At 66.0% G+C, this 25,066-nt stretch carries 24 protein-coding genes; 6 read left to right on the plus strand and 18 right to left on the minus strand.

All coding sequences use genetic code 11. The features are described 5' to 3' along the window. Nucleotides 1-6 precede the first annotated feature (6 nt). The 6 genes from D0Z60_RS06110 to D0Z60_RS06135 form a co-directional block, all read right to left on the minus strand. On the minus strand, nt 7-1,359 hold the full coding sequence (locus tag D0Z60_RS06110; protein WP_118857423.1) for an O-antigen ligase family protein: 1,353 nt from the start codon (nt 1,357-1,359) through the stop codon (nt 7-9). Continuing rightward, nucleotides 1,356-2,528 (minus strand): tetratricopeptide repeat protein, encoded by a 1,173-nt coding sequence (locus tag D0Z60_RS06115; RefSeq protein ID WP_118857424.1) that lies wholly within the window; start codon nt 2,526-2,528, stop codon nt 1,356-1,358. The genes D0Z60_RS06110 and D0Z60_RS06115 overlap by 4 nt, the downstream gene beginning before the upstream one ends. After that, nucleotides 2,528-4,723, minus strand: coding sequence for a GumC family protein (locus D0Z60_RS06120; protein WP_162888108.1), 2,196 nt, complete (start codon nt 4,721-4,723; stop codon nt 2,528-2,530). Before D0Z60_RS06120 ends, D0Z60_RS06115 begins: the two co-directional genes overlap by 1 nt. A gap of 24 nt (nt 4,724-4,747) precedes the next feature. Then, nucleotides 4,748-5,461 (minus strand): polysaccharide biosynthesis/export family protein, encoded by a 714-nt coding sequence (locus tag D0Z60_RS06125; protein ID WP_118857426.1) that lies wholly within the window; start codon nt 5,459-5,461, stop codon nt 4,748-4,750. 94 nt (nt 5,462-5,555) lie between these two features. Beyond that, complete coding sequence (locus D0Z60_RS06130) at nt 5,556-6,311, minus strand: metallophosphoesterase (RefSeq protein WP_118857427.1); 756 nt, start codon at nt 6,309-6,311, stop codon at nt 5,556-5,558. Between the two features lie 5 nt (nt 6,312-6,316). Next, a complete protein-coding gene (locus D0Z60_RS06135; protein ID WP_240325563.1) occupies nt 6,317-7,495 on the minus strand; it encodes a glycosyltransferase family 4 protein in 1,179 nt (392 codons plus the stop codon). A gap of 71 nt (nt 7,496-7,566) precedes the next feature. On the opposite strand from D0Z60_RS06135, the gene D0Z60_RS11670 reads away from it, so the two are divergent. Next, nucleotides 7,567-7,965 carry a hypothetical protein gene (locus D0Z60_RS11670; protein ID WP_162888109.1) on the plus strand — a complete coding sequence of 133 codons (399 nt, stop codon included), beginning with the start codon at nt 7,567-7,569 and terminating at the stop codon, nt 7,963-7,965. A gap of 130 nt (nt 7,966-8,095) precedes the next feature. Here D0Z60_RS11670 and D0Z60_RS06140 read toward each other — a convergent pair whose 3' ends face one another. From D0Z60_RS06140 to uvrC, 4 genes are all read right to left on the minus strand, one after another. Then, complete coding sequence (locus tag D0Z60_RS06140) at nt 8,096-8,488, minus strand: hypothetical protein (RefSeq protein WP_118857428.1); 393 nt, start codon at nt 8,486-8,488, stop codon at nt 8,096-8,098. Nucleotides 8,489-8,573: 85 nt separating this feature from the next. Next, nucleotides 8,574-8,963 (minus strand): Co2+/Mg2+ efflux protein ApaG, encoded by a 390-nt coding sequence (apaG, locus tag D0Z60_RS06145; RefSeq protein WP_118858467.1) that lies wholly within the window; start codon nt 8,961-8,963, stop codon nt 8,574-8,576. A gap of 22 nt (nt 8,964-8,985) precedes the next feature. Then, the gene (gene recO, locus D0Z60_RS06150) at nt 8,986-9,726 is read right to left on the minus strand and encodes a DNA repair protein RecO (RefSeq protein ID WP_118857429.1); all 741 of its coding nucleotides are present in this window, start codon (nt 9,724-9,726) and stop codon (nt 8,986-8,988) included. A gap of 4 nt (nt 9,727-9,730) precedes the next feature. Next, the gene (gene uvrC, locus D0Z60_RS06155; protein ID WP_118857430.1) at nt 9,731-11,671 is read right to left on the minus strand and encodes an excinuclease ABC subunit UvrC; all 1,941 of its coding nucleotides are present in this window, start codon (nt 11,669-11,671) and stop codon (nt 9,731-9,733) included. 80 nt (nt 11,672-11,751) lie between these two features. Here uvrC and D0Z60_RS06160 point away from each other — a divergent pair, with 80 nt between their 5' ends. Beyond that, nucleotides 11,752-12,408, plus strand: a complete 657-nt coding sequence (locus D0Z60_RS06160) for a 2OG-Fe(II) oxygenase (RefSeq protein WP_118857431.1) — start codon at nt 11,752-11,754, stop codon at nt 12,406-12,408. Here the strand turns inward: D0Z60_RS06160 and D0Z60_RS06165 are convergent. The 3 genes from D0Z60_RS06165 to D0Z60_RS06175 all read right to left on the minus strand — a co-directional run bounded on the left by D0Z60_RS06165 (nt 12,405) and on the right by D0Z60_RS06175 (nt 15,024). Further along, on the minus strand, nt 12,405-13,121 hold the full coding sequence (locus D0Z60_RS06165; protein WP_118857432.1) for an aspartate/glutamate racemase family protein: 717 nt from the start codon (nt 13,119-13,121) through the stop codon (nt 12,405-12,407). The genes D0Z60_RS06160 and D0Z60_RS06165 overlap by 4 nt on opposite strands. Before the next feature lie 117 nt (nt 13,122-13,238). Continuing rightward, on the minus strand, nt 13,239-14,741 hold the full coding sequence (locus tag D0Z60_RS06170; protein ID WP_118857433.1) for an NAD(P)(+) transhydrogenase (Re/Si-specific) subunit beta: 1,503 nt from the start codon (nt 14,739-14,741) through the stop codon (nt 13,239-13,241). Between the two features lies 1 nt (nt 14,742). Next, the gene (locus tag D0Z60_RS06175) at nt 14,743-15,024 is read right to left on the minus strand and encodes an NAD(P) transhydrogenase subunit alpha part 2 (RefSeq protein ID WP_118857434.1); all 282 of its coding nucleotides are present in this window, start codon (nt 15,022-15,024) and stop codon (nt 14,743-14,745) included. 160 nt (nt 15,025-15,184) lie between these two features. Between D0Z60_RS06175 and D0Z60_RS06180 the strand changes: the two genes are divergently transcribed. Continuing rightward, nucleotides 15,185-15,601: a secondary thiamine-phosphate synthase enzyme YjbQ gene (locus D0Z60_RS06180; RefSeq protein WP_118857435.1), complete on the plus strand. Its 417-nt coding sequence runs from the start codon at nt 15,185-15,187 to the stop codon at nt 15,599-15,601. A gap of 78 nt (nt 15,602-15,679) precedes the next feature. Further along, nucleotides 15,680-17,965, plus strand: a complete 2,286-nt coding sequence (locus tag D0Z60_RS06185) for an EAL domain-containing protein (protein ID WP_162888110.1) — start codon at nt 15,680-15,682, stop codon at nt 17,963-17,965. Nucleotides 17,966-18,363: 398 nt separating this feature from the next. Here the strand turns inward: D0Z60_RS06185 and D0Z60_RS06190 are convergent, their stop codons facing one another. Together D0Z60_RS06190 and D0Z60_RS06195 are read right to left on the minus strand one after the other, a co-directional pair. Continuing rightward, nucleotides 18,364-19,461: an NAD(P) transhydrogenase subunit alpha gene (locus D0Z60_RS06190; protein WP_118857437.1), complete on the minus strand. Its 1,098-nt coding sequence runs from the start codon at nt 19,459-19,461 to the stop codon at nt 18,364-18,366. A 4-nt stretch (nt 19,462-19,465) separates the two neighbouring features. Then, the gene (locus D0Z60_RS06195; RefSeq protein WP_118857438.1) at nt 19,466-19,615 is read right to left on the minus strand and encodes an aa3-type cytochrome c oxidase subunit IV; all 150 of its coding nucleotides are present in this window, start codon (nt 19,613-19,615) and stop codon (nt 19,466-19,468) included. 139 nt (nt 19,616-19,754) lie between these two features. On the opposite strand from D0Z60_RS06195, the gene D0Z60_RS06200 reads away from it, so the two are divergent. Both D0Z60_RS06200 and D0Z60_RS06205 read left to right on the plus strand, forming a co-directional pair. Continuing rightward, a complete protein-coding gene (locus tag D0Z60_RS06200) occupies nt 19,755-21,185 on the plus strand; it encodes a sigma-54-dependent transcriptional regulator (RefSeq protein WP_118857439.1) in 1,431 nt (476 codons plus the stop codon). 18 nt (nt 21,186-21,203) lie between these two features. Further along, on the plus strand, nt 21,204-21,965 hold the full coding sequence (locus D0Z60_RS06205; RefSeq protein WP_118857440.1) for a phosphodiester glycosidase family protein: 762 nt from the start codon (nt 21,204-21,206) through the stop codon (nt 21,963-21,965). On the opposite strand, the gene folP is transcribed toward D0Z60_RS06205, so the two are convergent. The 3 genes from folP to D0Z60_RS06220 all read right to left on the minus strand — a co-directional run bounded on the left by folP (nt 21,916) and on the right by D0Z60_RS06220 (nt 25,028). After that, nucleotides 21,916-22,977: a dihydropteroate synthase gene (gene folP / locus D0Z60_RS06210; protein ID WP_118857441.1), complete on the minus strand. Its 1,062-nt coding sequence runs from the start codon at nt 22,975-22,977 to the stop codon at nt 21,916-21,918. The two genes, D0Z60_RS06205 and folP, sit on opposite strands and share 50 nt — an antisense overlap. A gap of 85 nt (nt 22,978-23,062) precedes the next feature. Beyond that, a complete protein-coding gene (locus D0Z60_RS06215; protein WP_275896724.1) occupies nt 23,063-24,181 on the minus strand; it encodes a site-specific DNA-methyltransferase in 1,119 nt (372 codons plus the stop codon). A 205-nt stretch (nt 24,182-24,386) separates the two neighbouring features. Next, nucleotides 24,387-25,028 (minus strand): ribonuclease HII, encoded by a 642-nt coding sequence (locus D0Z60_RS06220; protein ID WP_118857442.1) that lies wholly within the window; start codon nt 25,026-25,028, stop codon nt 24,387-24,389. Nucleotides 25,029-25,066: the final 38 nt, after the last annotated feature.

Consider the following 25,066-nt stretch of genomic DNA (forward strand, 5'->3'; position numbering starts at 1 on the left):
GTGGGACTAGAGATCGTCGAGGGTCAGGTGGCGCGGCTTCGGGCCGATCGCCGGAGTCGCGCGCGATGCCATGACGGCAAGCGCCGTCGCGAAGAGGGCCGCAAGCCCCGGCGTGCGAAGCGGAAAATCCACCAGCGAATGTAGAAGCAGGCCACAGGAGACGAGGGTAAACGCCTTCGCTGCGGCCGATGCCGTTGGACTGCGCCAGTGGTATAATGCGCGGCTTACCCACCACCAAAGGAGGGCCGCGAACCAGGCAGACCCGATCACGCCCGTCTCGATGATCAGCTCAAGCAAGTCGTTATGAACGTGATTGACGAAGACCGCTTTCACTGCCTGCGGATCTTCGAACAACCGATACACCGCTGGGAACGTCCCGAACCCGCTGCCCCACGGCGCATAGGTTCCCGCAAGAGTCAGGCTGGCGCGGAGGATTTCGATCCGCTCAGCAATTGAACCCTGACCGCTCCACCGCTCAAGGCTGAGCGCGCCACTTGCTATCAACGCGCCGCCAACGACAAGTGCGACGCATCCGGCGGTGACAATTGTCCAGCTTGCCCGGCCGGCTGATGCCGGAAATAGGAGCAAGGCTGATGCCAGCAGCATTGGTCCGCCAAGGAGCACCACCGCGAGCGAACCGTTCAGAAGAATTCCGCCAACCAGGGCGGCTGCGCACAACAACAAGGCGGTGGCGATTGCGGCGCGCTGCCCGGCCACCTTCGACTCCCGGCTGCTTAAAAGGTCGGCACCGATCGCCGCCAGCAGCGGCACCGCGCACAACATCAGCGATGCAAGGTGGTTGCTATTGGCAAACAAGCCGGTGGCGGCACCGAGGCTTGAGTGGCGGTAAGGATACCAGGGCGCGCTGCTTCCGGCCTGCCACAAGGCCACCATGATCGACACACCCGCTGCGGCCAGCGTTGCGACGACCAGCCAAGTCCAACCTTGGCAAGGCCCACGCAGAATCCAGAACAGCATGGCCAGCGGAGGCAATAGAGCGAGCGCGGCCGAGATCGTCGCTTCCGGAGCGACCGAAAATGGCATCCACGGCAACCCCAGTCCAATCAGCGCGAAGCCGTCCACGATCGTGTCCCGTCCGGGCAGCGCGCTCCACAGTGCCGGCGGGAGCGGCAAAAGCTGCAGCGCAACCAGACCGGCACCCACGCCGACCAGCCACGACAGGCGCCGCTCGGGCCGCTCGGCCAGGGGCCGGCCGAACGCAAATACCCACGTCAGCATGACTAGCGCCACGAGCTGGAGGACGAGATTGGTCCATATCCCCTGCGCGCTTCCGCCAAGAACAAGGCAGGCGAAAAGATAGGCAGGGCCGACCCACCCGAGCAATCGCTGCCCGCTCATGAGGCCGGGCCAATTGCAACACGAAGCACGGTTCGGGCCATCTGGCGCTCCGTTTCAGCCGGCAAGGCGTGAAGCTCCAGCCAGTAGCCCGGGCAACCCGGAGCTATGGAGAGTATCGCCGGCCGGCCGTCGATCGGGATGGCCTGCACTGCGTCGGCATTGGCGCAGCGCAACCGCCATTCCAGCCGTCCGGCGTCAACCGGACCATCCAGCGACGTGACGAGCCTGTGCCGTCCGGCCGAGAGGAGAATCAATTGCCGCGCGATCAGGGCCGGCGCGCGTCCGAAATGGACAATCGACAACCCACCGCCGGGACGAAGTTCAGCTAGAGCGGCCTCGCTGCTCGTGATCGACCAATTGAACGGCGGACCGGCCGCCAGCGGGCGAAAGTCGCCGTTGAACACGACCCCCTCGGCCGAAGCCGAAGGGCGGTTGAAGCGCGACCACAAAGCCCGCGCCTGGCGGATGTCGCCGGCGGCGACGTTCGAGTCGATCAATCGGTCACGCCAGGACGGGGCAGCGCCCGCGGGCGCCGGCGGCGCGATCGAGGCGATCAAGGCGGCATTCGACGCATCGCTCGCAAGCTCGGACAGGACGACGTCGGCGACGTCAGGGTTAGCGGCCAGCGCCCGCCTGAGGGCGGCATCCGCGCCTGCGCTCTGCGCGTATTTCGCAAGAGCTGGCGCGACCGGCGAGCTGTGTTTGGGCTCGATCCGCGTCACGGCGATGAGATTATTGAGACCGTCTTCGATATGTCCCGTACGAATCTCAAGATCGGCAAGGACGAGGCGGGTCGCGGTGTCGCGCGGATCGCGTTGTCGCGCGGCTCGATAGAGGCCTAGCGCGCGCTTTGCATCGCCCCTGAGCTGAGCGACTGCGCCAGCGAGAAGATAGGGTTGGGCTCGTAGGGGATCTTTCCTAGCGATGGACCGGAGTCTCGCTTGCTGCGACTCATTGAGGGACGTGTTCGAGCGAGCCGCCGTTCCCGCCTGGACCATCATCAGTTCGGTCGCGACACGCGGGTGGTCCGGCCACCAATCCTCCAGCCGCGCCAACGGGTGGGGATCCGGCGCGCGCGCCGACCAATCGCGAAGGGAGAGGACGCCCAAGCCGAGTGCGACCGCGCTCAATGCGACGAAGCGCAGCCACACTCCCGGCATGAGGACCATTAAGCCTCGGACCGGCCCGCGATCATGATCATGTCGTCGCGGCGATCCTCGATCCCACCATAGCGATAGTTGCGATAGCCGTAGCCGCTCGCCTCTTCTGCCGATTTGGTAAGGATCACTCCCAGAAGGTGCCCGCCGGCGATGCGTAGCCGCTCAATGGTCTCGCGGGCGGCCTTGGTCCGGGTTCGACCGGACTCCACCACTAGAACCACGTTCTCGGCGGCAGTAGCAAGCAACGCCGCGTCGGCGAGGCCGAGCAACGGGGGACCATCGACGATGACCCGATCAAACTGATGGCTTGCCTCGCGCATCAAAGCCGCGAAGCGAGGCGTCGACAGTAGATCCGCCGGATTCGGTGGCGTCGGCCCGCACGGCAGCAGCCACAGATTGTCATATTGCGTCTCATGCACATGACCGCGGATCGGGTCGTCGTTGGTCAGCAGCTTGGTAAGGCCCTTCTGGCTGGTAGTTTTAAACACCGGACGGCGAAGGTCCGCATCGATCAGCATGACATTCTCGCCCCGGCGGGCGTAATTCTGCGCAAGGGCGAAGGCGCTCGACGATTTGCCCTCGGCCGGGCCGGTGCTCGTTACCAGCAAAGTCTTCGGCGGACCTTGTTCCGTCGAAAAGCGGAGTGCCGCCAAGATCGCGGAATAGGCCTCAGCAACCGGCGACGACGCATCGGCAAGATCGTCCACGATAGATCCGGCCGCGTCACGCTTCGGAACCACGCCAAGACACGGCAAGCCAAGCCTTGTGCGCACGTCGTCGCGCGTCTTGATCACGTCGTGAAGCATTTCGAGCGCAAAGGCCAAGGCCATTCCGGCCAGCAGTCCAAGTCCAAGACCAACCAGCAAATTCAGCATCGGATTTGGCTTGAACGGAGCGCCTGGAACCGCTGCGCGGTCGACGATCGACACCGGCGAGTTGCCGATTCCCCCAGCGACTCCCACCTCCTTGTAACGCTGGAGCAGAGCGTCATAGAGGCTGCGATTGGTGTCCAGCTCACGCTGGAGGATGTTGTACTGGATAGACCGCCCGCGCAGGTCCAGGACCGAGCCGCGTAGTTGATTGACACGCGCCCGGAGCGCATTCTCCGAAGCGACCGCCGCTCGATACTCGGCAAGCAAAGTGGTGGATTGCCCGCCCGCGACCCGCGACTGTTCGGCTCCGATCTGCCGGTTTAGCTCATCAATGCGATTCTTGAGCGCAACCATGTCGGGATGGTCGGGCTTCATGAGCGTGCGCTTTTCCTGATATTCCGCCTGTAGGGCGGCAACGGTGCCGCGCAGCGCTGAAGTGGCTTGAGTCGCCTCGGCCGAGCCCCCGGCGAGCCGAGCCTGGCGGTAAGCGCCTTCCGCGGCGATCCGCCGCGCCGTCGCCTGAGCAAGCGCCGTGTTGAGTGCTACCAACGAAGCGCCCTGCAAGGAATTGGCGTCGCTATTGCTCGACGACTCACCTGTCCCGGTATTGATGATGCCCTGGGACTGAGCATAGGCGACCAACGCCCGCTCGGACCGCTCAAGGTCGCCACGGGTCTTGTTGATCTGCCGCTGGAGGAACTCGCGCGCGTAATTGGACGCGTCGTAGCGCCGCTGAAGACCGGAATCGATGAAGCTGTCGGCAATTCCATTTGCTACAAGAGCAGCCAGCTGCGGATCGTCCGAAGTATAGGTATATTCGATCAATTGCCCTTCCTTGGGCAATTCGGCCTCGATACCGCCGGCGACCTTTGCGCCCGCCGCCTTGATCCGGGTCGCGACATCCCCCGTCTGCGGCACGAAATTGGGGTTGACCGCGAGGTTCAGGTCCTGGGCGACTCGTTCGCCGAGACTCAGGCTTTTCAACAACCCGACCTGGGTCGCCATCAGATCCCAGACGTCACTGGACGCACTAGAATCGAGCCCCTTGTTGTCATCCAGTGCTTCGACCGTCGGAGGATTGACCTCGAGGACGACTTTCGCACGATAAAGCGGAGTCGTCAGCAAGGTTACGAGCACCGCAGCCGCCGCTCCCGCGATCACCGCCGCAAGAACGACCTTCCAATGCTCACGAACAACTCGCAACAGGAGCTCAAGCGTCAGGCCTTCGGTTGCTGGCCCCCTATCCTGAACATGCATTCCATGGCCACGCACCGGCCCGAAAGGCTCAGCTAGCGTGCCACGCTCGACGTTCACGGCAAGATCATTTCCCACGGATTGTGCCTCGAAGCTCGACCGTCAGAACGGTCGGAAGATGGATAGAAGCGGCAGGCTATTGAGGATCTGCCGATGCAGGGCCTTGGTCGCCGAGCCGTCGACAACGACGATGTCGCCCGGATAAACGCGCGGATCGGGTGCCCGCCCTCGACGAATCTCGACAAGGTCGAATGCAGCCGCCTGACGCTGACCATTGATCTGGCGGAAAATCGCCACCCGGCGAGCGTTGCCATTCTCCGTGACGCCGCCGGCCTGTGCAACCGCTTGCATGAGGGTCATCGAGCCGGAAACCGGAATAGCGCCGGTTTTGCCGACCGAACCGTCGACCGTCACGTTGGCCCTGGTCGACGACTTCACACCGACGAGGACATCTGGGTTCTCGAGATATCTCGAGCCGAATCGTTCGGTCAGAAGGGCATCGAGTTGAGCAGTCGTCAGATCCGCCGCCTTGACGTTGCCGACCAACGGCAAAGCGATCTGACCGAGCAGGTCGACCTCATAGTCGCCACTGAGATCGGCCATCTTGAACACCTTCACGGTCAGCGTATCGAGCGGCGCGATCCGGTAATCCTCAGCGAGTGTGATGGCGCTCGGCCGATCAGGGCTGCCGAAGTCCGACACATTATACGGGATCGGGCCGCCGCGGGTATCACTGCAAGCGGCGGCAAGGCTCAAAAGCGAAACGGCAACAAGGGCCCGCCACGACATGCGTCGCCGACGCGATGAGATCTTCATTAGTCCACGCTCCTACAGCCGGTCGGCCCCCGGAATCGGGTCCCTAGCAGCCAAGTGCCTGCAATTCCACCGAAGTAGATTCGGCAAGGTTGCATCATTGCTGGCCGCCTACCTGGATGATCCGCTGTTCGCAGCCGTCCAGCGCGATGGCCGATAATATGCCGCTTCGATATGCGCCAGTGTCGATACCGATGCGCCCGGGAAGACACTCGACCTCGGAGCTAATGGTATGCCCGTGGACGACAACTTTCGGGTGCCGCCCCTCATGCTCGAGAAACGGCGAACGGATCCATCGGAGGTCCGTTATGCTTTGTTCCTCGATCGGCACTCCCGGTCGCACTCCGGCATGGACAAAAAGATAGTCGCCTGCGGCGAAGCTATCGGCAAAGCCGCGAAGGAAGCTTCGATGCGCACCGGGAATGGCCTTGCGGACCATCTCGCCCGCCGCGCGGTCTGAAGCGTTTCGCAAGACCGACGGATCGAGGCCGTAGCTAGCTGCGCATTCCAGACCGCCAAATCGCAACCAATCGCGGACCACGCCGTCGTTGCCCTCGAGGATACGCAGCAATACCTCTTCGTGGTTGCCGGTCAGAAAAACCGGCCGGAAGGGCGCCTCCAGCGTCCGAAGTCGCTCCACCACGATCGCGCTGTCTGGTCCGCGGTCGATCAGGTCGCCCACGAACACGACGATATTGCGCCGCTTGGGCCGCTCCTCAATGTCGGATCTTATTGCCTCCAGCATGGCGCGAAGCAGCATGTCGTGGCCGTGGATATCCCCGACCGCGTAAAGCCTGACGCCAGGCGGCGTGCGCGGTTCGCGCGTCCTGTCGCGCGACCAAAAGCTCACCATTCTATTCACCGCGAGATTTCCGCAAGATAGGTGCCAATGACCCGCTGAACCGAGAATTCCTGCTCCACCTTCGCGCGGCTCCGCTCCCCCATCACCCTACGCTCGGTCGGTGACAGGGCGCACATGTCTGCCATCGCCGCCGCCAACGCCGGAGCCGATCGGGCCGCGGACAAATAGCCGTTGAACCCATGGTCGACGACATCGCGGCAGCCGGAGACGTCGGTGGCGATCAGTGGCCGGCCCATCGCCGCTCCCTCGAGAAGGCTGCGCGGAAGACCCTCGCGGTAGGACGGCAAAATGAGGCAGTCGGCAGCGGCAATGGCCGGCCGGACGTCGTCCGCCGGTCCAAGATAAGTAACGAGTCCATCCGCCGTCCAACGCGCAACCTCGGCCGTGGTTACCGCGGACGGGTTTTCGACAGCTTGCGGCCCCACCAATCGGACTTCGGCCGCAACTCCACGCTTTCGCAGAAGGCGCGCAGCCTCAATCAGTTCGAATAGGCCCTTATCCCTCAGCAGCCGCCCCACGAAAAGGAAGACGGGCGTTTCCGCAGCCGGCAAGGAGACTACCGCGAAGCGGTCCAAATCTACTCCCGATCCAGCTACCCGTCGAACCTGATCGGGCCGGACCAACTTCCGTTCGACAAACAGGTCGCGGTCGTCGTCATTCTGGAAGAAGACCGCCTTGGCGCGAGCGAGGCTTAATCGATATAGGCGCTCGACAAGCCTGGCGACTGCGCCGCCCCCGAGGAACGCCGACCCTAGTCCGCTCACCGTCGCCACCACCGGCGTGCGGCTGAAACGCGCAGCGAGGCCACCAAAGATGTTCGGCTTCACGGTGAAGGTCAGCAGTGCGGCCGGCCGTTCGCGGCGCAGCAGTTCGGACAGCGCGGCAAGGAGCCGGACGTCGGCGAACGGATTCCGACCGGCAGGGTCGACCGGTAGCGGGTGGAATTCGGCGCCTAATTCGAGCAAGCGCGATTCGCTGCCGTCGGGCGCGGCTGCGGCAACGATCCGGTAACCTGCCTTAATTAATCCCGCGATCAGCGGCCCGCGAAAGTTCAAGAGGTTCCAAGCGCTATTGGCGCAGACCACAAGGGTTGTTATGGAGCGTTTCTCGCCGTTGGCGTGCTCGAAGCGTGGATTTTGGACAACAGTCACGAAATTTTCTTTGGGTTTTGCCAAGTGCTGAAACAGTTGGTAAGGGCAGGGCGTTCACGCAGCGTCGCTATGATGCGTCAGTGGGAGTAGTTTGCATGTCGTTCAACATTCGGAAAACCGCAACCGCCGTTGCACTCTCTTGTGCAATGTGCGTCTCTTCGACGGCGGCTGTCGCCGCTACTCCCCAGCCGGTCAATCCGTTGGCGACGATCAGCATCTTTGCTTCTCCGGCCGCGACCACGGCTTTGTGCGGCAACGCTGCCGTTGCAGCCGCTGCTCAGGCCCCGGGCGCCAACTGCGTCCTTCCCGTGGTCGATCCGGCTCCGCTGCCGCCGGTCTCCGAGGCGGCTCCCTTGCCGCCGCCCCCGCCGCCCGCTGCCGGTATCGGTTTGCTCCCGATCCTGCTCGGCGTTGGAGGCATCATCGCGCTCGGCCTGCTGATCGCCAGCCAGGACGATGACGACGACGAAGATGTCCCGGTGAGCGGCTTCTAATCGCGGCGTATCAGAACGACTCGAAAGCGGTCGCCGGATCTTCCGGCGGCCGTTTTTCTTTGTCTGGGAAACAAGTGACAAAAAAAGGGCCGCTCGAAAGCGGCCCTGAGCTTCAATAGGAAACAGCGGCTTACCCGCGCTCGCCCGCGTTCTGGGCCTGCGGCGGGTTGGTAGCGTTGGCCATCCAGGTCGATGACGACTGGCAGCTGCTCACCAAAGTGACCGACTGACCGGCCTGGAATGCCTGGGTGTACGGCCAGCATTCATTGGCACCGCCGACATTGAGGCAAAGCTGCCCGCCAGCCGCGTTCCAAGTGCCGTTCACGACATTGCCGTTCGGCGAAACAATGCGCGCCGCTCCGCCTTGATCGAAGTACACCGTGTTGGTGACCCCATTGGTCTGGACCTGAACGGACTGACCGACGATCTCCGATCCCGGAGTCCAGTTCTGCGCGACCGCCGCGGACGACAGTCCGGTAGCCGCGAGGACGAACAGGGAACCAGTCAAAAACCCTTTGAACATCAACGCCTCCTCTAAGCGAGAGCGGGCACGCTATCACCATCTTGGAGCAAAGATAACCCGTCATCTTTGATTCGGTTGCTTGGAGTCAGACGGAGCTCAGTAATTGGAACGGCGGGATTGTAATTTCGACCGTTCGACCGTCCTCCCCGACCATCCGGTAACTGCCTTCCATCGCCCCGGTTGGGGTCGCCAGCGGGCAGCCCGAGACGTAGTCAAAGCTCGCGCCCGGCATGATCAGCGGCATCTCGCCGACCACGCCCTCGCCCCGGACCTCGCTCACCGTGCCGCGTGAATCGCGGATGATCCAGTGACGGGACAGCAACTGCATCGGCTGGTCGCCATCATTTTCGATGCGCACATGATAGGACCAAAACCAGCGGCCGTTGGCGGGCGCGCTTTGCTCGGCAAGGAACGAGACCGCCACCCGAACCACCATCGACCCGGTCCGGGCGACGTGGGGGAACAGCATGGCCAGCGTCTCGCTCATGCCAAGGAGGCTAAGCGATGCCTGCTGCGCGGCGCAAGCGGTCGATCAGGCGCGAACGCGATTCGGCCACGGTCCGCGAACGGTCGATGAGGATGTCACGGCCGAGGAAATGTCCCGTCAGTGTCAGCCCGTCGAGGATTTCCGCCCAGCCACCCCCCTGCCCGCCCGTCGTGAGAAATGCCGGCAGGGGCAATAGCTTGCCAGCGAAGGGTTCCGCGGCGGCGGCGGCGACGGCGCGCCCCGAACGGGGGCTGACCGCGACAAGGTCCGTCGTCTCGCCGCTCACCGCACAGCTTGCCAGATCAAGCCCGAAGCCAAGTTCGGCGAGCAGCAGCATTTCGTAGCGGACCAGCGCGGCGCCCCAGCCGCTCGCCGCGGGAGCCGCCTCGATCGCGGCGAGCAGTCCATCGAGCGCGGCGTAAAGGCGCGGATAGGGCTGCCCCTCCGGCAGGGCCGTCGCGGTGAGCGCACACGCCCAGTCGATCGCCGCCGCCGGCAAGGGTTCCCGGATCAATGGCGCGCGGCTGTGGACGAGCTCGACCGTTGCCTGTGGCAGTTGCGCATCGGTCCGCGAGGAAATGACCGCATGCACCTGATTCCCGCCGATCAGCACCGGCCGCAGCCGCCGTCCCCGAGCACCGCGCACATAGCAAGCCTGGAGGCCATGCCCTTCGGTCAGCAGCCGAATGACCGCCCCGTGTTCCCCGTGTCCGCGATTGGCGACGATGATCCCGCTGGTGTCGAGCCGCACCGACTCAACCCCGCGGGTGGAAATAGTCGTAGATTTGCCGCGCCATCGCCTTGCTGATCCCCGGTGCGCGCTCGAGGTCGTCGAGCGCCGCGCCCTTGACGGCCCGCGCCGTGCCGAAATGCATCAGCAGCGCGCGCTTGCGGTTGGGGCCGATGCCGGGAACTTCGTCGAGTGTCGAAGTGGTCAGGCTCTTCGAACGCTTGGCGCGGTGTGTGCCGATGGCAAAGCGGTGCGCTTCGTCACGCAGCCGCTGCAGGTAGAATAGCAGCGGCGAGTTTGGCGGCAGCGTGATTTCGCGTCCGCCCGGCAGATGAAACACCTCTCGCCCCTCGCGGCCGTGATGCGGGCCCTTGGCGACGCCGACCAGCGGAACATCATCGATGCCCTGCTCCTCAAGGATCGCCAGCGCCGCATTGAGCTGGCCGCGCCCGCCGTCGATCAACACTAGATCGGGCCAGTCGCCGTTCGCGCGATCAGGATCGTCCTTCCCGAGCCGCGCAAAGCGCCGCTCGAGCACCTCCCGCATCATGCCGAAATCATCCCCTGGGGTGATCGCCGACTTGATGTTGAACTTGCGATAGCTGTTCTTCCGAAAGCCTTCGGGCCCGGCGACAATCATCGCGCCGGTCGCATTCGTCCCCATGATGTGACTGTTGTCGTAGACCTCGATCCGTTCCGGCGGCTCCGGCAGCTCAAAGGTTTCGGCAAGTTCGCGCAGCAGTTTGCCCTGAGTCGTGCTCTCCGCCATTCGCCGTTCGAGCGCCTCTTCTGCGTTGCGCCGTGCCTGATCGATGAGCCGGCGGCGGGCTCCGCGTTGCGGCTGGTCCACTTCGACCTTGCGCTCCGCCCGCTCGGATAGGGCCTCGGCAATCAGCGACGCTTCGGCTAGCGGCCGGTCGACCAGCACGCGGCGTGGCGGCGGCACCTCCTCGTAGAATTGCATCAGGAAGTCCGCCAGCACCTCGTCTTCGGGGATGTCGGCGGTGTGCGCCGGAAAGAAGCTGCGATGTCCCCAATTCTGGCCTCCACGGATGAAGAACGCCTGGATGCATATCTGGCCGGCCTTGCAGGCGAGCGCGAACAGGTCGCCCTCCCCGAGTCCTTCGGCGTGGACGGTCTGCGACCCCTGGACATAGGTCAGCGCGCGAAGGCGGTCGCGGTAAACCGCGGCAAGTTCGAAGTCGCGAGCCTCGGCCGCTTCGGCCATGAGCTTGCCGAGCCGGGCCTGGACGCCGGTAGACTTGCCGGCGAGGAACAGCTTGGCGTCAGCCACGAGTTCCGCATAGTCCGCCTCGCTGATCCGGCCGACGCACGGCGCCGAGCAACGGCGGATCTGGTGCAACAGGCACGGCCGCCGGCGATTGGCGAAAAAGCTGTCCGAGCAACTACGCAGCAGAAACAACTTCTGGAGCGCGTTAAGCGTCGAGGTGACCGATCCGGCGCTTGCGAATGGACCATAATATTGACCCTTGGTCCGCCGTGCTCCGCGATGCTTGCGGACCTGGGGGAACGCATGGTCCTCGCGAAGAAGAATGAACGGGAAGCTTTTGTCGTCGCGCAGGAGGACATTGTAGGGCGGGCGGAAGCGCTTGATCAGCTGGGCCTCGAGCAGCAGCGCCTCGGCCTCGGTGCGGGTCGTGACGATGGTCATGTTGCGCGTCTGCGCGACCATTCGCTGAAGCCGCTTCGGCAGCTTGGCAACCTGCGTGTAGCTGGTCACCCGATTGCGCAGTGCGCGCGCCTTGCCGACGTAAAGGACGTCGCCCTTGGCGTCCTGCATGCGATAGACGCCGGGGCGCACCGGGAGCGTCTTCAGCACATTCCGGATGGCGGCGACCCCCGCTTCAAGGTCGGGCGGATCGACCCCGCGCACCGAATAGGTGGCGGCATCCTCGTTGAAGCGCTCTTTCTCGCGCGGGTGTTCGGGACGATCGGCCTTGCTCACGCCCTTCGACTTAGGGGCTGCCGCGCCGCGATGCGAGTGGGCCGTTCGACTTGCGGGCCGAGGATGCTATCAAGCTCCGCATGTCCGCTTCCGCCAGTTCGGCCGCCCCCGGGCCAATGCCCCCGAGCAGCATCATCGACGACTTCCTGGATGCCCAGACTCATCGCGCGCTGCTCGACTACGTCATTGCCAACGAGGGTCGGTTCGAGCCGGCAACCTTGCATCGGCCGACCGGGATGGAGGTCGATACCGCCATCCGCGACAATCTGAAGCTCTCGGATCTCGGCCCGTTGAGGGACGAGATGGTGAAACGCTTTTCGGCTGCCTTGCCGCGGCTGGCGAGCACCCTCGGCACGACCGTTCCAGCCGATTCTCGCTTGGAACTTGAACTCACCGCCTACGGCGATGGCGCCTTCTATCACGCGCACAGCGACACCGTTCTGCCGGGCAAAGACAACCCCGGACAGGTCGAGCGTGATCCGCGACTGTTGAGCGCCGTCTATTACTTTCATCGTCGGCCAAAGGCGTTCGACGGCGGCGCATTGCGCTTGTTTCGCTGGGGAGTGTCCGAGCCTTCGGACGCGGCGGACTACCGCGACTTCGAGCCGACAGATAATCGCCTGGTCACGTTCCTCTCGTGGTCCCGGCACGAGGTCATGCCGGTACGCTGCCCATCGCGTCGCTTCGAGGATTATCGCTTCGCCATCAACTGCTGGTTCCGCGTACTCCTTCCCTAAGCCGCAGCGCGCGTTTCCTCGAGTGTATCCAACATCCAGTCGACCGCTGCCCGGGCATGGATTTCAGTGGTGTCGTAGACCGGCAGCACGTTGGCGCGCGGGTCGACCGCCATCACCAGCTCGGTGCAGGCAAGCACCACCGAATCGACCTTCTGCCGGGCCAGCTCGGTCAACAGGGTACGCAGGGCTCGCTGACTGTCGCGGCGAACAATCCCGAGCGCGAGTTCCCCGAAGATGATCCGGTCGATCGTCATCACCCAGTCATTCGCGATGTTGACGACCTCAAACCCCGCCGCCTCGTAGCGGTCGCGCGCGAACGGTTCGGTCATCACGAAGCGCGTACCGAGCAGCGCGACCCGGCGGCGGCCGTCCGCGTTCAGACGCGCGATGGTCGGCTCGCCGATGTCGAGCAGCGGCAGGCCAGTGGCGTCGACGACCGCCTGGCCGTAGCGGTTGGTGGTATTCGAAGCGATCAACAGCGCTTCGGCACCCGCCGCCTTGAGGTTGCGCGCAGCCTCGACGACGATCCGCTCGGCCCCGTCTAGGTCGCCCGCCGACTGAAGCGCGGCATAGGGCGCGAGGTTGAGGCTCTCTATAGCCAGCCGAGCCGAGGACAAGCCACCGAGTCGCCGGGCGACCTCGCGGTTGATGTGGTCGTAATAGAGCGCGGTCGAGTTCCAGCTCGTCCCGCCAATGATTCCGAGCTTGCGCAAGGCGCGTCCCCTCCCGATGCCCCGCCGGGGCTCCGGCTGGGGGCTTGAACCCAGTTGCGATGTCGAACCCAGCGCTAAAGCGCCCGCGCCGTTAAACCAAGGCGTTAACGGCAGGCGTCAGGCCAATGCCTTGACGATTTCCTCAACCATCTTCTTGGCGTCGGCGAGCAGCATCATGGTGTTGTCGCGGTAGAAGAGCTCGTTATCGACTCCGGCATAGCCGGCGCCGCCCATCGAGCGCTTGATGAAGAGGACGGTGCGGGCCTTCTCCACGTCGAGCACCGGCATGCCGTAGATCGGCGACGACTTGTCGGTCTTAGCCGCCGGATTGGTAACGTCGTTGGCACCGATGACGAAGGCGACGTCGGCCTGGGCGAATTCGCTGTTGATGTCCTCGAGCTCGAACACCTCATCATAGGGGACGTTGGCCTCGGCGAGGAGGACGTTCATGTGGCCCGGCATTCGGCCGGCGACCGGATGAATGGCGTATTTGACCTCGACTCCCTCTTTCTTGAGTAGGTCGCCCATTTCCCTCAGCGCGTGCTGCGCCTGGGCGACGGCCATGCCGTAGCCCGGCACGATGATCACCTTGCCGGCCTGGCCCATCAGGAACGCCGCGTCCTCCGCCGAACCGCGTTTGTAGGGCCGGTCGATGACCTCGCCGCCGCCGCCCGCCACCGCGCCTCCGCCGAAACCGCCGGCGATGACCGAGACGAAGCTGCGGTTCATCGCCCGGCACATGATGTAGCTCAGGATCGCGCCCGAGCTTCCGACCAAAGCGCCGGTGATGATCATCGCCGTGTTGTGGAGCGTGAAGCCCATCGCCGCCGCGGCCCAGCCGGAATAGCTGTTGAGCATCGACACTACGACCGGCATGTCCGCGCCACCGATCGGGATGATCAGCAGGAAGCCGATCAGGAAACTCAGCGCCGCGATGGTCCAGAAGATCCACGCCGACTGGTCGATGGTGAAATAGCCGATCAGTCCGAGGATCGCGGCAAGGGTCGCCAGGTTGATGACGTGGCGCAGCGGCAGCAGGATCGGCTTGCCGCTCATGTTGCCGTTCAACTTGAGGAAGGCGATCACCGAGCCGGAGAAGGTGATCGCGCCGATCGCGACGCCCAGCCCCATCTCGACCCGGCTGACCGGGTTGATCGACAGGAACGACTGGCCGATCATCGGGATCACCCGGTCGGCGATCCCGAATGCCTCAGGGTTGAGGAACGCCGCCGCCCCGACCAGCACTGCAGCGAGGCCGACCAGCGAATGGAAGGCGGCAACCAGTTGCGGCATCGCCGTCATTTGAATTCGGCGGGCAGCAACGAGACCAATAATCGCACCGATAGTGATTGCGCCGATGATTTGGCTCATCGTCAGCCAGTCGAATCCTAGTGGGATGAACCCCGCAACGCTGCCGTCCTCGGCCTCGAAGTCCAGACCATAAGAAGGGAGGTGCGTGGCGAGCGTCGTCACCACTGCGACCGCCATGCCGATCATGCCGAGGCGGTTGCCGCGCTGGCTGGTCGCCGGACTCGACAGGCCGCGCAGCGCGAGGATGAAGCAGATGCCGGCGACGAGATAGGCGATCAGCACCCAGGCGGGGGTTGCGTGGGCCTCCACCCTAGCGGTCCTTTTTCTTGTACATCGCCAGCATCCGGGCGGTGACGGCGAAGCCGCCGAAGATGTTGACCGAGGCGAGTACCACCGCGGCGAGGCCGAGCCACTTGGCGGCGGGACTTGCGGCCGAGGCGGCGGCGATGAGGGCGCCGACGATGATCACCGAGGAGATGGCGTTGGTCACCGCCATCAGCGGAGTGTGCAGCGCCGGAGTGACCGACCAGACCACGAAATAGCCGACGAAGCAGGCCAGGACGAAGATCGCCAGGATCGAGATGAAGTCCATCATACCCCCGCTTAACTTCACGAACTTCACGCAGGAACGGCCTTTCCAGGGCCCCTTTCGCGAACTTAAGCAGGTGGTCGCCGAACGCGGCGGCGAAGGCAAGAGGCCAGCGCGCCGACGCCGCCATCATGGCACAGAGCGGGGCCTGTAGGACAGCAATATGCGCCAGTCGAACGAAGTCCTGGAAATCGCCACCGCGGGCAAGGGCCTGGTCGAGATCAGCTGGCAGGTCCGCGGCTTCAGTGAAGGCCAGGGCATGGCGAGCGGGCTGCTGACCCTGTTCTGCCGCCACACCTCGGCGTCGCTGCTGATCCAGGAGAATGCCGCCCCCGCCGCGCGCCGCGACCTCGAGGCGTTTTTCGAGCGGATCGCGCCCGAGGGCGCGGACTATGAGCATGACGACGAAGGCCCGGACGACATGCCGGCGCACCTTCGCTCGGCGCTGACCAGCAGCAGCCTGTCGGTTCCGCTGGTCGGCGGCCGGCTGGCGCTCGGACGTTGGCAGGGCATCTATCTGTTCGAGCACCGAAGTGCGGCGCAGCGGCGCGAGGTGGTGCTGCACCTGATCGGCGACTGATCGCGCAAGCTGTTAACCGCCGCACGGTTTAAGATTTGCTAACCTTTGACGGGCACACCGCAGGCGAAGGGATTGCGGGTGCCGAACAACGCAGGAGCCTCGACCAGCGAGATCAACCGCCAGCATCGCCGGATGCTGATGTGGCCGCTGATCCTTGCCTTGCTGTTCGGGGCGATCGGCGCCGGCGAGCCAGTCGAAGATTTCCTGCGCATGGCGCACAACAAGATGCGGCCGAACCAGGCCAGCGGCGACATCGTATTGGTGCGAGTCGACGACAAGAGCCTGCGCGAAGTGGGCGATTGGCCGTGGAGCCGCGGCACCCAGGCCAAGCTCTACGACGAGCTGTCACGGCTCGGCGCGCGCCACATCGCAGCGGACATCATGTATTTCGGCGAGACCCAGCCGGAGCAGGACAAGGCCCTTGCGGACTCGTTCGCACGCGCCGGCAATGTCACTGTCGGCATCCAGACCCGGCTCGGCCAGGGCAATGGCCGCAACAACAAGGACGTCATCGCACCGGTCATCGCCAAGAATGTCTCCACAGCGACAATCTCGACTCGCTACAACTGGCAGAATGTGTCGTGGGACCTTCCGCGGGGGCACCTCGTCGACGGCCGCCCGCTGCCGTCGCTGTCGTGGCTACTGGCCGGTCGTGAGAAATCGGCACAGGGCGAATTCAGGGTCGACTACAGCATCGACCCGACGACCATCCCGACCTTCAGCGCGAGCGACCTCATCAACCGCAAGGTCGATCGCGCGGCAATCGCCGGCAAGATGGTGGCGATCGGCGCGAGCAGCTACACCATCGGCGACCAGTATCAGATCCCGGGTTGGGGCAAGGCCGGCGGAGTCTATCTCCACGTCCTCGGCGCGGAGACCCTGAAGCGCGGCGATCCGATCAACCTCGGCTGGCTGCTGCCATTGCTGCTCGCCGCGCTGGTCGCCTGGCTTTCGATCCGCCGCGAACGCACGCGCATCATCGCGATTGCCGCCGTGGCCGCGCTGACCCTGCCGGTTGGACTCGAGCATTTCCTCGTCTTTGCGGATGTCACCCCTGCGCTGTTCCTGCTCGGTGCGGTCGCCGCGCGGTCGGCGTGGAAGCGCAGCCGTCAGCGCGGGCTGCACAATTCCCTGACCGGCCTTCCGAACCTTACCGCGCTGGCCGCCGACAAGGCCGGGCGCAACCGGCCGCTGGTCGCGGCGCGAGTCCACAATTATGCCGAAATCGTGTCCGCGCTCGGCGCCGACGACGAGCGGCAATTCGTCGAGCAGGTCGTCCAGCGCCTCAACGTCGGCAACAAGGACCGCACCATCTACCAGGGCGATGAAGGCATTTTCGCCTGGTTCGCCGACAAGGGCACGCCGTTCGCGCAGCACCTCGAGGCGCTCCACTCGCTGTTCCGCTCACCGGTCAAGGCCGGCAAGATCGCCTGCGACGTGGCGATCAGCTTCGGGGTCGAGCTCGGCAGCAAACGCGCCACCTCGAGCCGGCTTGGAAGCGCGCTGGTCGCCGCCCAGGAAGCCGACCGCGAGAACCTCAAGTGGAAATTCCACGATCCGGCGCGCCAGCAGGAAGTGCCGTGGCGGCTGTCGCTGCTGTCCCAGCTCGACGAGGCGATCGACCGCGGCGAAGTGTGGCTGGCCTACCAGCCCAAGGTCGACCTGGCGACCAAGCGCACGGTCGGGGCCGAGGCGCTGGCGCGCTGGACCCACCCGGATAAGGGGCCGATCAGCCCGACCGAGTTCGTCAGCGCCGCCGAGCAAAGCGACCGGATCCAGCGGCTCACCGATTTCGTCCTGGAAACGGCGATCGAGGCCGCGGCCAAGATCAATCGCGGCGGCGAGCGGTTCGAGATCGCGGTCAATCTGTCGGCGCGGATGCTCAACGACCGCGCCCTCCCGACTCGAGTCGCCAATTATTTGCATCACTACGGCCTGCCGGCCGATTTGCTGATCCTGGAACTGACCGAGACCGCGGCGGTGACCGACGGCGGCCACGGCATCGACCTGCTGGCGGCGATGCGCGACCTCGGGGTCAAGATCGCGATCGACGATTATGGAACGGGCCTGTCTACGCTCGACTATCTGAAGAAAGTTCCGGCAAGCGAGATCAAGATCGACCAGAGTTTCATCAAGGCGATGCGCGACAACCGCTCCGACCTGATCATGGTCCAGTCGACCATCACCCTCGCCCACTCGCTCGGCCGGACCGTCGTCGCCGAGGGAGTCGAGGACCCGGCCAGCCTCGACCAGCTGAAATCGATGGGCTGCGACCAGGCGCAAGGCTTCATTGTCGGCCGGCCGATGAGCTTCGACGAGATGACCCGCCGGCTGACCACCGAAAAGCGCCGCCGCGCCGCCTGAGCCGTCCGGGTCGGGCGTTCCAAATCCAGTAGATTTTCACGTGCTTGCCGCCGATCGGACGCGCGCGCTTTGTTCATAATGCTGAATCGTTTGATAACCATATCGATTAAGGTTAATATGGACCCCGTACCGATGTTGTTTTCGGTCGTAACGACAGGGGTCTGGAAGATGAGAAAGACTGGCAAACGCGGTCTTCTGAGCTGGCTCTTCGGAGCGGGCTGGGGCACGGCCGGCACCGGCGGCTAAGACAGCCAAACGGTTCAAAGATAAGGAAAAAGGCCGGCGGGCGAAAAGCCCGGCCGGTCTTTTTTTGTGCCCGGAACCACCGCTTGGCCGGTCGCGATCAGGCGTCTGACGCGAACCTTTGGGGTCGTACGACCGCCGAGTCGCGAATCGGGTCAGGAGGCGGCGGGAATCCGCAGCGCGGCGACGATTTCGTCATCATCGGGCAGCTTGAGCGCGCCGCTGTCCTTGTCCCAGAAGGCGGTCAGGAAGTTGGCCAGATTGCGCGCGTAAAGCCCCGAGGCGTCCGCGGCGAGGCTGCGCGCCAGCTGGACCGCGCCGATCAGGGTCACGCCATGGCGCTCGACCGTCTCGCCGGCAACAACGCCCTCGACATTGCCGCCGGCTTCGGCGGCGAGATCGACCACCACGCTGCCCGGCCGCATCGACGCCAGCTGGGCATCGCTGACCAGCCGCGGGGCGGGCCTGCCGGGGATCAAGGCGGTGGTGACGACGATGTCCTGCTTGGCGATGTGGGCCGAGACCAACTCGGCTTGGGCCGCCTGATATTCGGCGCTGGTCTCGGAGGCGTAGCCGCCCTGCCCCTCGCCCTCGATCCCGGCGACCCCCTCGACGAAGATCGGCTTGGCGCCGAGCGACAGGATCTGCTCGCGCGTGGCGGAGCGCACGTCGGTTGCGCTGACCTGCGCGCCGAGCCGGCGGCCGGTGGCGATCGCCTGCAGCCCGGCAACCCCGACGCCCATCACGAACAGGCGCGCCGGGCCGATCGTGCCGGCGGCGGTCATCATCATCGGCAGTACCCGGCGGAAGGCGGCGGCGGCGTCGACCACCGCCTTGTAGCCGGCGAGATTGGCCTGGCTGGAGAGGATGTCCATCGACTGGGCGCGGGTGATCCGCGGCATTCGCTCGAGCGCCAGCGGCTCGAGCCCGGCGGAGCGGTAGGCAGCGATCAAATCGGCGCGGCGGACCGGGTCGAGCGCGCCGACGAGCAAGGCCCCGGGCTTGGCGCCGGCCAGGCTGGCGGGATCGGGCGGGCCGACGGCGAGGATGATGTCGGCGCCGGCCACCGCGGCGGAGCGGGCGGCGAGCTCGGCCCCCGCTTCGGCGAAGGCGGCGTCGGGGACCGACGCGGCGATGCCTGCGCCCTCCTCCACCGCGACCGTGGCGCCAAGCGCGACATATTTGCGGACCGTCTCCGGGATCGCCGCGACTCGGGTCTCCGGCGCGCGCTCGGCAAGGACGGCGAGCTTCACCGCGCTAATTGCTGATGATCAGGATGACGGCGGCGGTGATGATGGCGGTGACGATCACCGACCATTTGGTCAACTTGAGGAACCCCTCGTAGTTGCGCGCGTGGGCCGGGAAATTGGGATCGTGTCCGCCTTGGCTGCTCGGCAATTCCGCCATCGTCGCCCCTCTTTGAAATTGGCTGTTGCGGCGCCGTCCTTAACAATCGCGCGGCCCGCGCCCAAGCGCTTTATCGCCTCTTAAGCCGGCTTTTACTCCTTCGCCCCTAGGCTGGGCCGCGAAGGGGACGTGAAAGCCGATGCGCGAAGAACTGCTCCGCACCTTGCTGCTGGTCGATTCCGAGCCGTCGGAGCGGCGCGCGCTGGCCGCGACCGCGTCGCGCGCCGGATGGAGCGTGACCGCGGCGAGCGCGCGCGAGGCGAGAGAGATGCTCGCCGGGGCGCACGGCCGCGAAGTGCGTGCGGTGCTGGTCTCGGGGTGGGATTCGGAGGCCGGGCCGGAGCTGATCGCGACCCTGCGCGCCGGACGGCCGGATTTGCCGGTGCTGGTGCTGGCCGAGCAGCAGTCGATCCCGCTGGCGCTCGAGGCGATGCGCGCCGGGGCGAGTGACTTCCTGGTCAAGCCGGTCGCGCCGGAGCGCATGCTCGAGGCTCTAAATGCGCACCGCGACCGCCGCCGCCCGACCGGTGAACTGGCGCCGGTGGCGGAGAAACTGGCGGTCGACCTGTCGCTCGACGAGCTGGTCGGGGGGTCGCCCGACTTCCGCTCGGCGCTGGCGGTGGCGGCCAAGGCAGCGCGCAACCGGCTGCCGATCCTGATCGTCGGCGAGCCCGGCACCGGCAAGGAAACACTGGCGCGGGCGATCCATGCGGCGAGCCTGCGCGCGCGCGGGCCGCTGGTCAGCGTCGACTGCAAGGCGGTCGCGCCCAACATCATCGATTCGACCTTATTCGGCCATGCCGCGGGCGCTTTTCCGGGCGCGTTCAGCGAGAAGGTCGGGCGGATGGTCGAGGCCGACGGGGGGACGTTGCTGCTCGACGAGATCGGCACGCTCCCGGCCGAGACCCAGGCGCTGCTCGACCGCACGCTGGCGACCGGCGAGGTGCGGCCGGTCGGCTGCAACGGCTCGAACTCGGTCGACGTGCGCGTGATCGCGACCTCTAGCGTGGCGCTGGGCGACGAGTTCAGTCCGGCGCTCAGGGAACGGGTCGCCGCGGTGGCGGTGACCATCCCGCCGCTGCGCGAGCGGAGCACCGACATCCCCGCCCTCGCCCGCCACCTGCTCGAGCGGATCGCCGAGCAGACCGGGATGCGCCAGCTGTCGATCGGCAATGACGCGCTGGCGGTGCTGATGCGCTACGGCTGGCCGGGCAATGTCCGCCAGCTCGCCGGGGTGCTGTTGCGCGCCGCGCTGCAATGCAGCGACGGAGCGCTCGGCGCCGAACATTTCCCGCATATCGCGATCCAGTCGCGCTTCAACGGGCGGCGCAGCGACCGCGCGCCCGAGCTCAGCCAGTCGAGCGCCGACAATGCGCTGGCCGGGCCGCAGCTGACCCTGTTCCGCGGCGACGGCCATCTGCGCAGCATGGAGGAAATCGAGGCCGACGTGATTCGCCTCGCCATCGGCCATTATCGCGGGCGCATGACGGAGGTCGCGCGGCGGCTCGGGATCGGCCGCTCGACGCTCTACCGCAAGCTCGCCGAACTGGGCATCGACACCCGCGGGTGAGCGCCTAGGGTGGCGCCGATGCGCTGCCTCCTTGTACTGCTGATGGTCGCGGGCTGCTCGGCGCAGCAGCCGGCGGCGCGGGTCGAGTCGCCGTGCCGCGAGCGGGCGTTCGAGGGCAGCGCGTTCGTGGTGTGCGATCCGGGCGCGGGGCGGATGATGTTGTTCGCCGCCGGCAAGAACGAAAAGCCGTTTCGCCGCTTCGCCGAATTGCCGGTCGATCCCGATCGGGTCGCGTTCGCGATGAACGCGGGCATGTTCGACGAGGAGGGCCGCCCGATCGGACTTGCCGTGACCCACAAAGGCCCGGTCCGCCCGCTCAACCTGCGCGACGGGCCCGGCAATTTTCATTTGAAGCCGAACGGCGTGTTCATCGTTCCGTTCGGCGGCGGCGGGATGATCGTGCCGAGCGATTCGATCCCGGTCTTCCGCGCCGCGCCGCAGCTGCAAACCCAGTCGGGGCCGATGCTGGTGATCGATGGCAAGCTTCACCCCAAGATCGCGCCGGACGGCGACAGCCGTTATGTGCGCAACGCGGTCGGCGTGCGCGACGGCAAGGCGCTGTTCGTGATCAGCCTCGACGTGGTTTCGCTCGGCAAGCTGGCGCGCTTCTTTCGCGACGAACTCAAGACGCCCGACGCGCTCTATCTCGACGGGTCGGTGAGCTCGCTGTGGGACCCGGCCAACGGGCGGATGGACGATTTCACCGAGCTTGGGCCGATGATCGTCGCATTCAAAGCCGGGGCGTCAGCGCCTGGTCGCGGAGGCCCCGCCACACCTTGAGCGCCTGCACCGTCTCGGGAACGTCGTGGACCCGGACCAGTTGCGCGCCCTGCTCCGCTGCCTTGAGCGCGAGGGCCAGACTTCCCGCAAGGCGGCGGTCGGCGGGCGCCTCATTGTCGAGCGCGCCGATGGTCCGCTTGCGGCTGGCGCCGACGACCAATGGGCAGCCGAGGCCGTGGAGCAAGGCGAGGCCGTTCATCAGCGCCAAATTGTGGGCGACGGTCTTGCCGAAGCCGAAGCCGGGATCGACCAGGATCCGCTCGCGCGGAATGCCCGCCTCCTCCGCGGCGGAAATCCTTTCCTCGAGCCAGTGGAACACCTCGACCAGCACGTCGCCGTAACGTGGGTCGTCCTGCATGGACTGCGGATCGCCCTGGTGGTGCATCAGGACGATCGGCGCGCCGGATGCGGCGACGACCTCGCCCATGCGCGGATCGAAGGTCAGCGCCGAGACGTCGTTGACCAGCGTCGCGCCGGCGCCGAGCGCGGCCTCGGCCACTGCCGCCTTGCGCGTGTCGATGCTGACCGCGTTGCCGCCGCGCGCGAGCCGCTCGACCACCGGCAGGACTCGGGCGATCTCGTCGCCCTCCCACACCGGCTTGGCGCCGGGGCGGGTCGATTCGCCGCCGAGATCGAGGATCGCTGCGCCGGCCGCCGCCATATCCGCCCCGGCAAAGGCGGCGGCGTCGGTGTCGGCGAAAGCGCCGCCGTCGGAGAAGCTGTCCGGAGTAAGGTTGAGGATCGCCATCACCTGCGGCTGGTCGAGCCTAATGGTGCGGGTGCCGAGCTGCAGCGGCGGTCGCGGCGCGATAAGCCGCTGCCAGTCCCGCGCCATCGAGTCGTCGAACCGGCGCTCGATATCCGCGACGGGCACCAGCTCGCGTGTGCCGTCGGGGTGGATCAGTTCGACCGAGGTGAACCAGGCGAGGCCTCCGGCGAGCCGGGCGACCTTGCCGTCATGGCCGAACGGGGAATCGACGAAGCCGGTCGGGCGGAGAAGGGTTCGGGTCACATCACCTCGTCATTGCGAGCGGAGCGAAGCAATCCAGCCTCGCGCCGCTGGATTGCCGCGTCGCTGCGCTCCTCGCAATGACGAATCAAAGTCCCGACAAATGCCGGGTGCGCAGCGCGTCGATGGGGAGGAGCGCGCCGGCTTCCTCGATGTGCCAGAAGGTCCAGCCGTTGCAGCTCGGTGCTCCCTGGAGCGCGGCCCCGACCTTGTGGATCGAGCCGGCGTGGGGATCGCAGGCGAGCGAGCCGTCGGCACGGACGCTGGCGCTCCAGCGGCGCTTCGAATCAGTCAGCACCGAGCCGGGCGGGACGAGGCCGCTTTCGACCAGCAGGCCGAAGGCGACTCGCGGCTGGCTGCGCTTGTCGGCGACGGTTTCCATCGCGCTCTCGTCGAGCGGAAGGGTCGCTTCGATCCGCGCCGTCGCGACCTCGATATAGGCGTGCTCGCGCTCGATCCCGATCCAGCGGCGACCGAGACGGCGCGCGACGGCGCCGGTGGTGCCGGTGCCGAAAAACGGATCGAGCACCACGTCGCCCGGCTTGGTCGAGGCGAGCAGCACGCGGTACAGCAATGCCTCGGGCTTCTGGGTCGGATGGGCCTTGTCGCCGGAACCGTCCTTGCAGCGCTCGCCGCCGGCGCAGATCGGCAGCAGCCAGTCGCTGCGCATCTGGAGGTCGTCGTTGAGCGCCTTCATCGCGCGATAGTTGAAGGTGTAGCGCGCCTTGCCGTCCTTGGCGCACCACAGCAGGGTTTCGTGGGCGTTGGTGAAGCGGGTGCCGCGGAAATTGGGCATCGGGTTGGACTTGCGCCAGACGATGTCGTTCAAGATCCAGAAGTCGGCATCCTGCAGCAGCGCGCCGACGCGGTAGATGTTGTGGTAGCTGCCGATCACCCAGATCGTGCCGTCGTCCTTCAGGATGCGCCGCGCCTCGGCGAGCCAGTCGCGGGTGAAATCATCATAGGCGCCGAGGCTGTCGAACTTGTCCCACTCGTCGTCGCAGGCATCGACCTTGCCGCCCTCGGGGCGGAGCAGGTCGCCGCCGAGCTGGAGATTGTAGGGCGGATCGGCGAAGATCATGTCGACGCTCTTCTCGGGCAGGCGCGCCATCTGCGCCACGCAGTCGCCGACGAGGATGGAGTCGAGCGGAAGCTCGCGCCGCGGCGCGGCGGCGCGCGGCCGCCGCGCCCGGTCCGTGCCGGGCAATGGTGCGATATAGTTCACGTCGATAGCCCCCTCGCCGTCCCCATCGCCAAGGGGTGAGTCAGGCCGGACTCGCGGTCAAGCGAACAAGGGTTAACGCGGGCTTGCGAGAGGTTGGAACAAAAGGAATCCGCGGGGCTGCCAGCACCAGATGTTGAGTCTCGGAGGTCGGCTCCGACTCAATCCCTTGTGGTGTGGCGGCGAGGACTCAGGCGACCAGATTCAGCGGCAGCGGCACGTCCTGCTCGACGTGCTCGCGGACCTTGGCGAAGGTCCGGCGGTGAAGCGGGGTCAGGCCGAGTGTGCGGATCGCGCGGATGTGCTCGGGCGTCGGATAGCCGCGGTTGGTCTCCCAGCCGTAGCCGGGATAGGTCCGCGCGTGATCGGCCATGATGCGGTCGCGGGTGACCTTGGCGGCGATCGAGGCGGCGGCGATTGAGCGGCATTTGGCGTCGCCCGCGACGACCGCCTTGCTCGGCCGCTGCCAGCGCGGGGTGGCGTTGCCGTCGACCAGCACCCAGGCGGGATCGCAGCCGGCGGCGGCGCACAAAGCGTCGACCGCGCGGGCCATCGCCGTCATCCGCGCCCAATAGATGTTGAGCTGCTCGATCTCGGCGACCGAGCAGATGCCGATGCCGATCACCGCCTGCCGCTCGAGCCGGGCGAAGATCGATTCGCGTTCCTCGAGGGTCAGCTTCTTCGAATCGTCGATCCCGCGCGGGAAGCGTTCGCGGTCGAGGATGACGGCGGCGGCGACGACCGGCCCGGCGAGCGGCGCGCAGCCCGCTTCGTCGACCCCGGCGAGCGGCGTGGGATAGTCGCGTTCGAGCTTGAAGCAGGGGCGGCGCATGGCCCGGCCAGACTAATGCGCCGGGCGCGCCGCGGCCA

This window comes from Sphingomonas mesophila, from assembly GCF_003499275.1.
GTDB classification, from domain to species: Bacteria; Pseudomonadota; Alphaproteobacteria; order Sphingomonadales; family Sphingomonadaceae; genus Sphingomicrobium; species Sphingomicrobium mesophilum.